Raw genomic sequence first — 14,931 nt, 5'->3', positions numbered from 1 at the left:
ATAGCCGATCTCCATCTTCAAGGGGATCACACTTTGTCACACGCCGTTCGCAAGCCCGCTTATCTCGCTTTGTCCTGTGTCGGGGCCTTTGCCAGTTTCCCGGCCTTTGCCAACGATGTCGCTCCGCCGCCCGCCAACGATGAGGATCCGGATCGCAAGGCCGATATCATCGTCAACGGCATCCACGAACGTCGCCCCGCTGACCCCAAATTGGTCGCGCCGATCGTCGACACGCCCAAGTCGATCGTGGTGCTCGACAAATCGGTGATCGAACAAACCGGTTCTACCACCTTGCAGGATGCGCTCCGCACCGTCCCCGGCATCACCTTCGGCGCGGCGGAGGGCGGCAACCCGATTGGTGACCGCCCCTTCATCCGCGGCTTTGACAGCCAAGGGTCGATTTATGTCGACGGCGTGCGCGACCTTGCCTCGCAGACGCGCGAAGTGTTCGCGATCGATTCGGTGCAGATCGTGCGCGGATCGGATTCTACGCTCGGCGGGCGCGGCAGCGCGGGCGGGACAATCAATATCCTGACCAAGCTGCCACAGGCGCGCACCTTTGGCTCGATTGCGGGCAGCTATGGCAATGCCGACTATAAGCGCATCGTTGGCGATCTGAACCTCAAGCTCAGCGATACCGCCGCCTTCCGGATCGAAGGCCTGTGGCACGATCAGGATGTCGCCGGACGCGACGCCATCTATCAACGGCGCTGGGGTGTCGCCCCCAGCTTCACGATCGGGCTTGGCACGCCGACGCGGTTGACTGTTGGATATTATCGCCTCGAAAGCCACGAATTGCCCGACAGCGGCATTCCCTATCTCTACACGATCGCCAATGCGCCTGGGACGGGCGCGATCCGCACCGAACCGGCGCTGGGGCAAATCACCACCGCCAACGGGCAGACCGGCTATGTCGCGCGCTCGACCTTTTACGGCCTCGCCAGCCGCGATTTCCGCGATAGCACCACCGATCAGGCGACGGTGCGGGTCGAGCATGATTTTGGCGGGGTAACGCTGCGCAACACCGCGCGTTTCAGCCACGATAGCCAGGCCTATATTTACACCCTGCCCGACGATTCGACCGGCAATGTCTATGGCAGCGGGCAAGTGTGGCGGCGCTCGAATACGCGTTACAGCTATGCCGAAAGCATCATCGACCAGCTTGATCTGTCGGGCAGCTTCAACACCGGCACGATCAAGCATGATTTTGCGGTTGGTGCCGAAGTGTCGTGGGAAAAGGCGCGGCGCGGCACCTATGTCACGCGCGGCTATCTCAATTCCAGCGGGGTCGAGATCCTGTCCAACGGTTCGACCATCTCGCCCCGCTGCAACACCGCAACCGTAGCACGCTATTATTGCGCGAGCATCTTCTCGGCCAATCCGAACGACCCCTGGGTGAATTACGCCAGCGACACGTCGTCCACAGCGTCGCCGATTGTGCGCTCGCTGCCGCTGGAAGAGACGCAGAACGACGCCGAAACCCAGGCGCTTTACGGCTTCGATTCGATCACGCTGCTGCCGTCGCTGATCCTGAACGTCGGCGCGCGCTATGACCGCTTCACTTCGCGGATCACGCCGGGTCAGGCGGCCAATGCGACCACGTCGTTCCGCTTCTCCCGCACCGACGAGCTGTTCAACTGGCAGGCGGGGCTGGTGTTCAAGCCGACCAAGGAAACCAGCCTCTACGCCAGCTATGCCACCGCAGCGACGCCGCCCAACAGCCTGCTGGGTGAGGGCCGTGAGGACAATGCGCTCCCGACGACCTCGGCCACCGCAAACGTGCTCGATTCATTGAAGGTGCAAAAGACCAAATCGTATGAAGTCGGCGCGAAGGCCAGCTTGTTTGGCGAGAAGCTGGCGCTGGGCCTCGCGGTGTTCCAGACCGACATCGCCAATGCCCGCGTGACCGATGCCAATAACAACATCGCCTATCTCGGCTCGACGCGTATCCGGGGTGTCGAACTCACCGCCAGCGGCACTGTGCTGCCGGGCTGGACGGTGTTTGGCGGCTATACTTTCCTCGACGCCAAGATCGTCGATGGCGGTTATACCGCGCTGACGGTCGCCGCGAACGGCGCGGCGAAGGCGACGACGGTGCAGGTGCCTTCGGTCAACACCGGCAAGGATGTGCCGCAGACCGCCCGCAACAGTTTCACTCTGTCGACCAATGTCGAGCTGACCAAGCGCTTCTCGCTCGGCGGCGGTGCCTATTATATGGACAAGCAGAATGGCGGGTACGCCGACAATCGCACCGCGACGCAGACCAGTGCGGGCGTGATCACGGTCAACCCCGCAACCAAAATCCTTACGCGCGGTATCCCCAGTTATTGGCGCTTCGACGCGCAGGCGCGCTTCAAGCTGAACGACCGGCTGGAACTGTCGGTCAACGCGCAGAACCTGACCGACAAGGTCTATTTCACGCAGACCTACACCAGCCATTATGCGTCGATCGCGCCCGGCCGCACGGTGTTCGGCACGGTGAAGGTGGCGTTTTGATCACGCTGTCGGAAGCGGAGATCGCCGCGCGGCTGGCGGGATCGCCGGAAGAGCGCGCCGCCTTCCTGCGCGCGTGTGCGGAGGAAGGCGTGGCCGAGGCGCAGGCGCTCTACGGTCAAGTGCTGCTCGATGGCGCGGGCGTCGCGCAGGATGCGCCCGCCGCGCTCGGCTGGTTCATCAAGGCGGCCGCGCAGCATCACCTGATGGCGATCAACATGGTCGGGCGATGCTACGACCTTGGCTGGGGCACCGTGCCGGACAAGCAACGGGCCGCCGCCTGTTACCGCATCGCCGCCGAACGCGGGCTCGATTGGGGCATGTACAATTACGCGACCTTGCTGGCGCTTGGGCAGGGCGTGGCCGAGGACAAGCCGCTGGCGCTGGAGTGGTTCTGCAAGGCGGCGGCGCTCGGCAACGCCAAGGCGATCAATTTCGTCGGCAGCTTTCATGAAGATGGCTGGGTTGTCACGCGCGATCTCGCCAAGGCGGCAACCTGCTACGCCCGCGCGGCGCAGGGCGGTGATTTCCGGGGCGCGTTCAACCACGCTCGGATGCTGGCGACCAAGGGCGCGATTGAGGAGGCGCTGAGCTGGCTCCGCCGCGCGGGCGCGACCGCGACCCCGGCCTTTGTCGAGAAGGCGGCGGCGTGGCTGGCGGTGTCCGATATCCCCGCGCTGCGCAAGCGCGGCGTTCAGGCCCTCAGGACTGCTGCAGCATGCTGACCGTCATTCCCGATCTGTTAACCGCTGCCCAAGTTACGGACGTGCGCGCACTGATCGATGCCGCGCCGTGGATCGACGGCAACGATACGTCTGGCAACCAATCGGCACTGGCCAAGCACAATGCGCAATTGCCCGAGGATTCGGACGCGGCGCGGCGCGGCGGGGCGATGGTGCTCGATGCGCTGGCTGCCTCGCCCTTGTTCGTGGCCGCCGCATTGCCGCTCAAGGTGTTTCCGCCATTGTTCAACCGCTATGCGCAAGGCGACGGCTTTGGCGCGCATGTCGACACCGCGATCCGCATCCGGCGCGGCAGCGATTTTCGGATTCGCAGCGATTTGTCGGCGACGCTCTTCCTCGCCGATCCCAATAGCTATGACGGCGGCGAACTCGTTATCCAGATGCAGTTTGGCGAGCAGCGCGTGAAGCTGCCCGCCGGGCAGATGGTGCTCTATCCCGCGTCCAGCCTGCACCATGTCGCGCCGGTGACGCGCGGCGTGCGCGTGGCGAGCTTCTTCTGGATCCAGTCGATGATCCGCAACACCGAAGCGCGCGCCACGCTGCTCGATCTCGACACCGCGATCCAGTCGGTCGGCGCGCGGCTGGGGCAGGGGGATAGCGAAATCGTCCGGCTGACCGGCGTCTACCATAATTTGTTGCGCCAGTGGGCGGAGGTGTGAGTGAGCAAGATCGGTCTGCGTAAAGCCTGGTTCCAGGTGCATAAATGGATCGGCCTGATTCTGGCGATCCTGATCCTCCCGCTGTCGCTCACCGGGGCTGCACTGGTGTGGGATGATGCACTGGACCATGCACTGAATCCGCAACGCTATGCGACCAGTGGCAATGGGACGCTGGCCCCACAGCCATACATTGCTGCGGCGCGGGTGGTGCTTCAACCCGGTGACGCGATCGCTTCGCTAACCTTACCGGACGCGCCCGGCGAACCCGTGGTCGTCTCGGCCAGCCCGGCAAGCGGCCGGCAAGGGGTGCAAGGGCCGCCGGCGCGGATCACGGTCTGGATCGATCCGGCGAGCGCGCATGTGCTCGATGTCGCCAATAACAGCGGGGGCCTGATCCGCACCCTGCACATGATCCACGGATCGCTGCTGATTCCGGGCGTCGGGCGGCAGATCGTCGGCTGGATCGGTGTTGCGATGCTGCTGTCGTGCGTATCGGGGCTGTGGTTATGGTGGCCGACGGTCGGGCGCTGGGTGCGCGGTTTGCGCTGGCGGCGGCATCGGAACACCGACACCAATCTGCACCATTTGCTCGGCTTCTGGATCGCGCTGCCGCTGTTCGTACTGTCGCTGACGGGGGCGTGGATTGCCTTCCCGCAAGTCTTTGGCGGTGGCCCCAATGCCATGCGGACGGGGCCTAAGGGAGGACGACCGGTGCCGCTCGCGCAGCCGCAGCAAGCGCTCGATGCCGTACTCCGCAGCGCGCGCGCCGCGCATGCGGGTGCGGTCGCAAAAATCGACTGGCCGACCGATCAGAAACCGATGTGGAAGGTCGCGTTCGTGGCCGACGCCACGGGTGTTGTGGTCCATGATGCCGATGGCGTGGCCGAAATTGCGCGCGCGGCACCCGAACCGCTCGCGCGCACGATGCGCCGCATCCACGACGGCACCCAGATGGGGCTGCTGTGGCAGATCGTGATCTTCCTGGGCGGCCTGCTACCGGCAATTCTGGCGGTGACGGGGATCATCATGTGGTGGCGCGCGCGGGGATGGCGGGCGCAGTTGAAGGCGCGGCAGCGCGCGCGGGCCTGATCTTTCCCGGTGGGGGGAAGAGATCGTCGCTGCGCTGGTTGGGTCATCCTGCAGGAATTGATCGGGCAGATAGCTGTTGGGTTGGATATCAGGGTGCGACTGACGGCCGAGATGCGACAGTTGCATCACGATCTGACCACCCCGGGCACGGACGGCATCGGTGACCGCCTGCCATCCGGCGATCTTGGTGTCGTCGGAGATGCCCGGCGCGTCGGCATAGCCATAATCCTGCCGTAAGACCAGCGTGGCTTCCGAAATCATCAGGCCACATCCTGATGCGCGCGCTGGCTTATGATATTCGCGCGTTAGGGCATTGGGGATATAACCGGGATCAGAGCGCATTCAAGTCAGCGGTATATTACAGCGCGCTGCCCGAGCGAGAGCCCGCCAACTGCACCCGGTTTCGTGGACACCGAGATAAGGTGTTTTTGGAGCCGGAGGGTGATGATGCAACGACGGAAGGTCGGCGGGGAGTTCAAGCTTAAGGCGGTGAAGCCAACACCACGGCGGGACACAAAATCCGACATTTACAAAAAAATGTATGGTGCCGCTTACAGGACTCGAACCTGTGACCCCCGCATTACGAATGCGATGCTCTACCAACTGAGCTAAAGCGGCATGGCGTTGGTTCCTGCGAACCAAGGCGAGGGCGGGCGCTTATCAGGTCGTTCGCGGGCTGACAAGCGTTGCGATGCGGGGGCATCGCGCATTCTCCGAAAACGCATGCCCTTTACCCGACGTTTACCACGCACGGCGCACAAGGCGTGCCGGTGACGCTCGCCCATGTCGGGTCGGGTCGCGCCAGGTGAGGCGTTTGCGCAATGGATAGTGTTCGCGGTTTCGAGGAAGATCGGCTCGGCACGGATGAGATCGACAGCGGTCGCGCCGACCACGACGCCGATACTGGCGTCGCCGATACCCAGATAGACGTCGGCACCGACGAACGGCGGATGCACGTTCGTGCCTATAACTATTGGGTTTCACTGCTTGGCGGGCGCGCTTATCCCTCGATCGAGGATCTCGATCCCGCCAATATCACCGATTTCGGCCCGCACAGCGTGCTGCTCGATTTCTCCGCCGGGATCGAAAATCCCGCCATCGCCTTTCTCGGCAAGGCGCTGCGCGAGGAATGCGCGCTGGATTCGTCCGTCACCCACATCGCGCACGTACCGAGTCGCTCGCTCTTGTCGCGGCTGACCGACCATTATCTGCAAATCATCGCGAATCGCGCGCCGATCGGGTTTGAGGCGGAATTTGTCAGCACGCGCGGGTTCAACACCATGTATCGCGGCATCCTGATGCCATTTTCCTCAGACGAGGATTCGATCGACTTCATCTACGGCGTCATCAATTGGAAGGAGCTGGTCGACGCGGAAACGCAAGCCAAGCTCCAGGCCGAGATCACAGCCGCCGTCGCCACGGCCCCCAAAGCGGCCGCGACCGCGCCAGTATGGGCGGACGGCCCGAGTGCAGGGATCGACGAAGAGGCCCCGCTCGACCCCGAAAGCCCGACGGCCGCCGGTGCCACGCTGAGCGACCAACTGATGCTCGCACAGCAGACCGCCGCCGCGCTCCGCGCCGCCGACACGCGCCACAGCGCGACGCTGTACCGCGTGCTCAGCCGCGCCCACGAATTTGCCGCAGCGGCGGATGCCGATCCGGTCGGTTATGAGACGCTGCTGGCATCGGCAGGGATCGCCGTACAGTTGCGCGCGCCGATGACACCCATCGTCAAACTCATCTTCGGTGCCGATTACGACAAAACCCGCCTGACCGAATATGCGGCCGTTCTTGCCCACGCCCGCCGCATGGGCGTCGCTCGTGGGGCCCTGGGCGAGTTCCTCGATTCGTTCGAGGGCGGCATCAAGGGCGTGGTGAAGGCCGAGCGTGCCGCCCGCACCCCGAATCCGAAGGCGCGTGTCGATCGTGCGGCCGCGCTGGCCAATCGCCCGACGCTCGCCAGCGTGGCGATCGAAAGCAGCGTCGCACCGGGGGATTATGTCCTGCTGCTCGCCCGCGCGAGCGACGGCGGTATGTTCGATATCGTCGCTGAAATCGGCGACGATGCCGCGTTGACCGAACGCGCGATGCGCAGGATGGTGTGATCCGCCATCGCGGCCGCGCGACGGCCTGAATTTTGTGCGCTGCCACAAGTCTTGAGGTCGTCACGCGACCGGCGCATAGGGCGGCTATGGCAAAAACCACGCTGAAATCGCTGTCGGATGCATTGGCCGTCCGGTTGACCAAAGGTGCGCTTCCGGGCGAATTGCAGGGGTTCGGCAAGACCGAGCGCGCGGATGCCGCGGCCTTTGTCGCCGCCACCGCCGAGCGGCGCGCGACCGGTATCCCCAATATCGCGCTCGAGCCGCTGCCCGGCACCGACCCGCGTCGGCGGATGCGGCTGGCGATCGTCAATGACGACATGCCCTTTCTGGTCGATTCGATTGCCGCGACGATCGGTAGCCACGATATTGCGATCGATCGCATCATCCACCCGGTAGTGTGCGTAAGCCGCGATTCGGACGGGGCGCTGGTGAGCGTCGACGATACGGGCTCGCCCGAATCGATGATCTATATCGAGCTGGAACGCGCCGATGCGCGCGAACGGCGCGATCTCGTTGCCGCGCTGGAGCGCAATCTGGCGGATGTGCGTGCCGCCGTGGGGGACTGGCAGGCGCTGCAGGACGCGATGGCGGCGGACATCGCGACCCTGCCCGCCGGAGAAGGGGCCGCCTTGCTGTTCTGGCTGCTCGACCAGAAGTTCACGCTGCTGGGGCATGAATGGTGGGTCGGCGGGAATGAAACCGCGCTGGGGATTGCCCGCAACCCCAGCCCCGTGCCGATCCTCGCCGAAGCCTCGCGCGCGCTTGCGATGGAATGGTTCGCCAAAGGCGGCCAAGCGCCCTTGTTGCTGAAATCTAATTTGATTTCGAGCGTGCACCGCCATGTCCCACTCGATCTCGCGGTGGTGCCGGTGCGGGACAAGGGTACGGTCACGGGTCTGTCCATCCATGCCGGGTTGTGGACCAGCAGCGCGCTGAACGCGGCCCCGCAGGATGTGCCCGTCCTGCGCGAACGCCTCGCCGCGCTCGAGGCGAAATTCGGCTTCGATCCCAAGGGCCATACCGGCAAGGCGCTGACGCATGCCCTGGCCGGGCTGCCGCATGATCTGGTCATCGCCTTCACGCCCGAATCGCTCGAGGATGTCGCGCTGACCGCGATGTCGCTGGCCGATCGCCCCCGGCCCAAGCTGCGACTGGTGCGCAGCGTGCTCGGGCGGCATCTGTTCGCCTTCGTGTGGCTGCCGCGCGACGATTTGACCACCGCCCGCCGCACCGCCATTGGCGAGATGCTGGCCGATGCGGCCAATGCGAGCGTGCTCAATTGGTCGATCGAAGTCGATGACACGATCGCGCTGATTCGCTTCACGCTGGACCTGCGCGATGGCGGCGTGCTGCCCGATACCGACGCGCTCGACACGCGGATCGCGCGGATGGTGCGCGGCTGGGTGCCCGCAGTTGAGGCGGCGCTGGTCGAGCAGACTGATGCGGCGCGCGCCGCGCGGCTTGCGCTGAAACATGCCGCCAGTTTCCCCTCTGGCTATCGCGGTGCCAACACCGCCGAGGAAGCGGCGCGCGACATTGTGCGGCTGGCGCGACTGGAAACCCCGGCGGATCGCTCGGTGCGGATGTATCGCGACGAACACGGGGCCGCCCGGCTGAAAATCTATCGCCTGGGCGGCGCGCTGGCCTTGTCGGACGCGGTGCCGGTGCTGGAGAATTTCGGCTTCCGCGTGATTGAGGAATTGCCGACCGCGCTGATCGGCGACGAACAGGGCTTCGTCCATGAATTTCTGGTCGAGGCGGCAGGCGTGCGCTTGTCCGCCGATACCAGTGTGCTGGAGAATGCGATCCAGGCCGTGCTGGAGGGCAAGGCTGAGAACGACGCGTTCAACCGCCTGATCGTCGATGCTGGCATGGCACCGGCATCGGTGGTGCTGTTTCGCGCCTGGTTCCGCTATCTGCGTCAGGCTGGCCTCACTTATGGTCTGGTCACGGTGGTCGATGCGCTGCGCCGCGCGCCTAAAGTTGCCGCTGCGTTGATCGAGCGGTTCACCGCCGCGCATGACCCGGCGGGTGCCCTCCCCGGTGGTGTTGAGCGTGGCGAAGCACCTGCGCGCGGCAAGGCCCTTCGACAGGCTCAGGTCGAACGCGGGCGGGAGGACGCCGCATCGCAGCGCTTCGGTCGGATCGCTGCCGCCGACGCGGCGATCGATGCCGGGCTCGACACCGTCTCCGCGATTGACGACGACCGCATCCTGCGCTCGCTGCGCAGCGTCATCGCCGCCACGCTGCGCACCAACGCCTTTGCCCCCGCTGGCCAGGCGGCGCTGGCGTTCAAGCTCGACAGCCATCTCGTCCCCGGCCTGCCCGCGCCCGTGCCATGGCGCGAAATCTGGGTCTATTCGCCGCGAATCGAGGGCATCCACTTGCGCGCGGGGCCAGTCGCACGCGGCGGCTTGCGCTGGTCCGACCGGCGCGACGACTTCCGCACCGAAATCCTGGGCCTGATGAAGGCGCAGCGCGTCAAGAATGCGGTGATCGTGCCGACCGGTGCCAAGGGCGGCTTTTACCCCAAGCAATTGCCGCCCGCCTCCAATCGCGATGCGTGGCTGGCGGAGGGCACCGAAAGCTACCGCGCGTTCATCCGCGCCCTGCTGTCGATCACCGACAATATCGTCGAGGGTGCGGTGATGCATCCGGCCGATGTCGTCATCCATGACGGCGATGACCCCTATTTCGTCGTGGCCGCCGACAAGGGCACCGCGACCTTCTCCGACGTCGCCAACGCGATCGCGCTCGAGCATAAATTCTGGCTGGGCGACGCCTTCGCCAGCGGCGGCTCGGTTGGCTATGACCATAAGGCGATGGGCATCACCGCCAAGGGCGCGTGGGTCAGCGTCCAGCGCCACTTCGCCGAGCGCGGCGTGGACGTGCAAACACAACCGATCCGCGTCGTCGGCTGTGGCGACATGTCGGGCGACGTGTTCGGCAACGGCATGTTGCTCAGCAAAACGCTGAAGATCGTCGCGGCGTTCGACCACCGCCACATCTTCCTCGACCCCGATCCCGATCCCGCCGCCAGCTGGGCCGAGCGTGCGCGCATGTTTGCCCTGCCCCGTTCAAGCTGGGCGGATTACGACGCCTCGCTCATCTCCAAGGGCGGCGGGGTATTCCCGCGCACCGACAAGGTCATCAAACTCTCGAAGCAGATCCGCGCCGCGCTCGGGCTGGAGGAGAGCGAGATGGAGCCGGGCACGCTGATTTCGGCCATCCTCAAGGCCCCGGTCGACCTGATCTGGTTCGGCGGCATCGGCACCTATGTGAAGGCGCGCGCCGAGAACAACATCGCGGTCGGCGACCCCGCCAACGATCGGCTGCGCGTCGATGCCGAGGATCTACGCGCCACCGCGATCGGCGAAGGCGCGAATCTTGGCGTCACCCAGGCCGCGCGTATCGCCTTTTCGGCGCGCGGCGGGCGCATCAATACCGACTTCATCGACAATTCGGCTGGCGTCGATTGCTCGGATAATGAGGTCAACATCAAGATCGCGCTCAACCGCGAGATGATCGAGGGCCGCCTCGGCTATGACAAGCGCAACACCTTCCTCGCCGGGATGACCGACGATGTCGCGCATCTCGTGCTGGAGGATAACCGCCTGCAAACGCTGGCGCTGTCGATCGCCGAGAGCGACGGCGCGCGCGATGTGCCGAGCTATGTCCGCTTGATCGAGATCTTCGAGGCGGGCGGTTCGCTCGACCGCGCGGTCGAGGGGCTGGCGGGCAATGACGATTTGCTGCGCCGTGCCGCCGAGGGTCGTGGGCTGACCCGGCCCGAACTGGCAGTGCTGCTGGCGACCGCGAAGCTCGCGCTGCAGGCCGCGATCGAAAAGGCCGGGCTCGGGCTCGATCCCGATCTGCTGCCCGATCTCCACGCCGCCTTCCCGCCCGCGATGCGCAAGAAGTTCGGCGCAGCGATTGACCAGCACCGGCTGCGCGGCGAAATCGTCGCGACCAAGCTCGCCAACCGCATCATCAACCGCATGGGCGTGCTCTATCCGTTCGAACTCGCCGAAGAAGAAGGTGCTGCGATGAGCGACATCGCCGCGATGTTCGTCGTCGCCGAGCGCCTGTTCGACCTGCCCGCTTTGTGGCGCGAGATCGAGACGGCAGCGATGCCCGAAAATGCGCGCATCGCGCTGTTCGATGAAGTCGCGGTGGCGACGCGCTCGCAAATCGCCGATTTGCTGCGCGTAACGCGCAGCGGCACCGGACCGGGCGCGGCGTTGGCGCGGCTTCAAAAAGGCATTGCGCAACTCGACAAGCAGACCAAGGCCTTGCTGCTCGAGGAAGCGAGCGCGCAAAGCGCGCGTATCGCCACCACCCTCGAAACCGCCGGTGCGCCAAAGAAATTGGTGCAAAAGGTGGTGCGCTTGTTCGAGCTGGATGGCGCGGTCGGTTTGGCCGATCTCGGCGAGCGGCTCGGACTCGACGAGACCGTGCTGACGCGCGCCTTCACGCGACTGGGCCAGGCGCTGGGGCTCGACTGGGCGCAAGCCAATGCCGCGCGTATTTCGTCGAGCGACCCGTGGGAGCGCCTGCTGATCGCGGGCCTCGCGCGCGACTTCCAGCAATTGCGGCTGGAATTTCTGGGGCGCGGCGCTGCGGCACCCGGTGCCGACCCGCAGACGCTGGTTGAAACGTGGCTCGCCGAAAATGCCGGCCGCGTCGGCCAGTTCAAGGCGGTGGTCGATCGCGCGCGCATGGCTCCCGCCCCCAATGCCGCGATGCTGGCGCAGATTGCGGGCCAGGCGCGCGTGCTGCTCGGCCGCTGAAACAGCAACATGGTGGCCCGTTTGAGAACAGAGCGCGTTTTCTGCTCGAGATCACTTAGGGGCCACTGATGTTTTTGGCGCGGACCGGGTCGGTGTGCGGCTCTCGCCCAGCGCCACTTACCGCTCTCGATGCGGGACAGCGATTCGCAAGCGACCTTTGACTATGCCGCGCGCCAGCTCGACGCGCCGGGCGTCGCCTATCTCCACATCGACCAGTCGCGCATCAAGGGTACCGAGCTGATCCTATGGACGATGGGGTTGGTGTCGTTGCTCATCACCTTGGTGGCGACGTCCAGCACATCGCGCTTGGTGAAGCCGGCGGCGATGAAGGCATCTACGTAAGCCGCATCGGTGCTTGCTCAAACGCGGACATGCGTCCCCGCAATCGGCGGCGGGTCAGTGTTGCTTTTGCAGGTAGGCAATCACGTCGGCGCGGTCGAGTGGATCGGCCAGCCCCGCAAACCCCATCGCCGTGCCAGGCACCATCCGCTTCGGATTGGTAAGCCAGACATCCATCCGCTCGGGCGTCCAACGCCCGCCGAGCAGCTGCAACGCGCCGCTATAGGCAAAGCGTGGCCGGCGTTGGCCGACTTCGGCACCCATGACGCCGAACAGGTTCGGCCCGCTACGATCCGCAGCGTCGCGCTGGATCGAATGGCAGGCGAAGCACTGATAGAAAAGTCTTTCACCGCTGGATGCGCTGGCAACGCGCAAGAGCGCCGCGGCCGAGGGGGCAGGGCCCGCAGCGCGGCGTCGCGCCTCCTTGTCGTCGTTCGACGAACAGGCGTTCAGCAGGAGCGCCGCAGCAGAGGCGATAACGATCGAACGGAACACCATTGCGGTGACATAGGGGGCGCAGTGCTGATCGACAAACCCCGCATTTGCGAGATTGGCAAGGGACCGCCAGCGCCCCGACGAGTGCGTCGACCGTATGCGGTTCTGCGGCGAGGGCGGGCCGTGCTCGCCGGGATTACAGTTCTGTCCGCGTCAGGCACGAGCAGCCGGGTCGTGGTCTCGCGGTGGCGCTGGCCGCCCCTTCAAGTCGTAGCCGGCTCCCGCCCGGATTGGGCTGCGCCCGACCCCAGCTTCCAATAGGTGGCGTACCGTTCGTGCGCGATACGGTAATAGGGAACCAACCGCACCGGTCGTTGCTCCGCAGACACGATCGTGAACTCCAGCGGACTGGCGCTTGGGTGTAGGGAGTGCGGCGAGCGAGCGGCGGCTTGCGACCTTAATCGACACAGACGACCAGCTTGCCGGTGACGCGGCCCGATTGACTGACCGCTTGTGCCTCTTTGACCTGATCCAACGGGAAGGTTCGGTCTATCTGCAGTGTAAACGACCCAGCCGCACATAGCTCGGCCATCGTCGCAAGCAGGCCCGCTGGATCGACGGGCGGGCCCTGCGAGAATTTGGCACCATGTTGCTCGGCGGAGAAATCGGCAACGGAAAGGACGTGCACGGGGTCGCCGACAATTCGAACCAGTTCCGGGATGACCCCAGACCCTACGACGTCAATTGCCGCATTCACGCCGCCGGGCACCAGATCGCCCACGCGCTGCTCCAGTCCATCGCCATAGGTGGTAGGAACCACGCCTAGCCCGCGCAGATAATCGTGTTTGGCCGCACTTGCGGTGCCGATCACGGTAATACCACGCAAACGGGCGAGTTGGACGATCGCCGTCCCCACGCCGCCGGCGGCACCGCTGACCAGCAGGGTCTGCCCCTGTGCCACGCCAACCTGATCCAACGCCCGCGTGGCGGTGTCGGACACCACGGGCAGAGCCGCCGCTACTTCAAATGACAGACTATTGGGCTTTTTGGCCCAATGGGTGAGGATCGCTTGCTCGGCCATGGTGTTCGTGCCGAAGCCGAACACCATGTCACCGATCGTGACATCCCTTACGCCCGGCCCGACCTCATCGACGATACCAGAGCCCTCTACGCCGAGCCCGGCCGGAAAGACCACCTCCTCGAACGTGCGATACTGGCCTTCGCGGCGCTTCCAGTCTGACGGGTTCACGCCCGCAGCACGGACCGTGATTCTGACTTCGCCGGGGCCGGGATGGGGTGGCTCGACATCGACGATATCAAGCACGGCGGGGCCGCCATATTTGCTAAACTGAACTGCCTTCATCATCGCGTTCCAACCATCTCTTGGCATCGATCGCTGGCCCAATGGCTATGTGCGATCGCTTGGGAGACGCTGGCCGAACCGTGCCAAAAGCAAGGTTGACGTGTACTCGACGGACCGAAGGCGAGGCGTGCCTCCAGCGGTCGTTTTTCGCGATGCCATTGGCGTAGATCAGGTGGTGCCTCGAAGCAACCTTTGCTCGCGGCAGCTAATGCCGTCTGTCATCCCGAAACCTGTACCACCTCGTTCCCGCAGACTTTTGCGGGGTGGTCGGATCTAAGGTTTGCCGAAGAACCAACGGATCCGCCCTAAGCCGCCTTTCCGCCATGCAACCGCAGATCTTGGAAGCCGCCATCCGTTCGATCGAATTTGCCGCGAGCACGCATTGCTGCAAGTGGATAATATGAAGATAACCTTTACAGATTAACTGTGTGTGAGTAACTTGCGGACATGAGCGCAGAAGAGACTCAGGAAGACCTCCGTATCGCGGCTTTGGCGCAGGGCATTCGTGGCGTCTCCGGAAAGCTGAAACGACGGCTGCGCGAACAAGGGGGAGTCGGCGACCTCACCCCGTCCCAGATCGCCGTCCTGCTTCGCCTGGAGAAGGACGGTCCCGCCACGACCTCCGAACTGGCCCGTGCGGAAGCGATGCGACCGCAGTCGATGGGGACCGTCATTGTTGCACTCGAAAGCGCCGGCCTGGTGCACGGCGCGCCGGACCCCACCGATGGGCGTAAGACACTGCTATCGCTGACCGACGCGTGCAGACAGTGGGCCAGCGAAGGGCGTGCGGCGCGGCAGGACTGGCTTGCGCGCACCATCCGCGCGCGTCTGTCGTCGCAAGAACAAGACCAGCTCGCGACCGCGCTCACCCTGCTGCAACGCCTCGTCGAGGATTGAGCGCGCCCGCTTTTCGCC

General features: G+C 64.9%; 11 protein-coding genes and 1 tRNA gene. 8 read left to right on the top strand and 4 right to left on the bottom strand.

The features are described 5' to 3' along the window. Positions 1-33: 33 nt before the first annotated feature. The 4 genes from ON00_RS07460 to ON00_RS07445 are packed head-to-tail and all read left to right on the top strand — an operon-like array spanning position 34 to position 4,984. The gene (locus ON00_RS07460; protein WP_010404541.1) at positions 34-2,496 is read left to right on the top strand and encodes a TonB-dependent receptor; all 2,463 of its coding nucleotides are present in this window, start codon (positions 34-36) and stop codon (positions 2,494-2,496) included. After that, entirely contained in the window at positions 2,493-3,218 is a 726-nt protein-coding gene (locus ON00_RS07455) for a tetratricopeptide repeat protein (protein ID WP_010404539.1), read from the top strand. Before ON00_RS07460 ends, ON00_RS07455 begins: the two co-directional genes overlap by 4 nt. Further along, positions 3,212-3,895, top strand: a complete 684-nt coding sequence (locus tag ON00_RS07450) for a Fe2+-dependent dioxygenase (RefSeq protein ID WP_010404537.1) — start codon at positions 3,212-3,214, stop codon at positions 3,893-3,895. Before ON00_RS07455 ends, ON00_RS07450 begins: the two co-directional genes overlap by 7 nt. Beyond that, positions 3,896-4,984, top strand: coding sequence for a PepSY-associated TM helix domain-containing protein (locus ON00_RS07445; RefSeq protein ID WP_010404533.1), 1,089 nt, complete (start codon positions 3,896-3,898; stop codon positions 4,982-4,984). Here ON00_RS07445 and ON00_RS21395 read toward each other — a convergent pair. Together ON00_RS21395 and ON00_RS07435 are read right to left on the bottom strand one after the other, a co-directional pair. Further along, positions 4,889-5,326 carry an oxidoreductase gene (locus ON00_RS21395; RefSeq protein WP_083834078.1) on the bottom strand — a complete coding sequence of 146 codons (438 nt, stop codon included), beginning with the start codon at positions 5,324-5,326 and terminating at the stop codon, positions 4,889-4,891. The genes ON00_RS07445 and ON00_RS21395 overlap by 96 nt on opposite strands. A 200-nt stretch (positions 5,327-5,526) precedes the next feature. Continuing rightward, positions 5,527-5,602: transfer RNA gene (locus tag ON00_RS07435), tRNA-Thr, on the bottom strand. A gap of 203 nt (positions 5,603-5,805) precedes the next feature. Here ON00_RS07435 and ON00_RS07430 point away from each other — a divergent pair. From ON00_RS07430 to ON00_RS07420, 3 genes are all read left to right on the top strand, one after another. After that, a complete protein-coding gene (locus ON00_RS07430; protein ID WP_010404530.1) occupies positions 5,806-7,089 on the top strand; it encodes a PAS domain-containing protein in 1,284 nt (427 codons plus the stop codon). Positions 7,090-7,175: 86 nt separating this feature from the next. Beyond that, the gene (locus tag ON00_RS07425) at positions 7,176-11,879 is read left to right on the top strand and encodes an NAD-glutamate dehydrogenase (protein WP_010404528.1); all 4,704 of its coding nucleotides are present in this window, start codon (positions 7,176-7,178) and stop codon (positions 11,877-11,879) included. A 129-nt stretch (positions 11,880-12,008) separates the two neighbouring features. Next, positions 12,009-12,221 (top strand): N-ethylmaleimide reductase FMN-linked, encoded by a 213-nt coding sequence (locus ON00_RS07420; RefSeq protein WP_010404526.1) that lies wholly within the window; start codon positions 12,009-12,011, stop codon positions 12,219-12,221. A 54-nt stretch (positions 12,222-12,275) separates the two neighbouring features. Here ON00_RS07420 and ON00_RS07415 read toward each other — a convergent pair whose 3' ends face one another. After that, positions 12,276-12,716 carry a c-type cytochrome gene (locus tag ON00_RS07415; protein ID WP_010404525.1) on the bottom strand — a complete coding sequence of 147 codons (441 nt, stop codon included), beginning with the start codon at positions 12,714-12,716 and terminating at the stop codon, positions 12,276-12,278. A gap of 394 nt (positions 12,717-13,110) precedes the next feature. Further along, on the bottom strand, positions 13,111-14,016 hold the full coding sequence (locus tag ON00_RS07410; RefSeq protein WP_010404524.1) for an alcohol dehydrogenase catalytic domain-containing protein: 906 nt from the start codon (positions 14,014-14,016) through the stop codon (positions 13,111-13,113). A 447-nt stretch (positions 14,017-14,463) separates the two neighbouring features. Between ON00_RS07410 and ON00_RS07405 the strand changes: the two genes are divergently transcribed. Continuing rightward, a complete protein-coding gene (locus ON00_RS07405) occupies positions 14,464-14,913 on the top strand; it encodes a MarR family winged helix-turn-helix transcriptional regulator (protein WP_029622513.1) in 450 nt (149 codons plus the stop codon). Positions 14,914-14,931 lie beyond the last annotated feature (18 nt).

Origin of the sequence: Sphingomonas echinoides ATCC 14820, from assembly GCF_000241465.1 — a bacterium.
Classification (GTDB): Bacteria; Pseudomonadota; Alphaproteobacteria; order Sphingomonadales; family Sphingomonadaceae; genus Sphingomonas; species Sphingomonas echinoides.
This window is presented reverse-complemented; position numbering and strand designations above follow the sequence as displayed.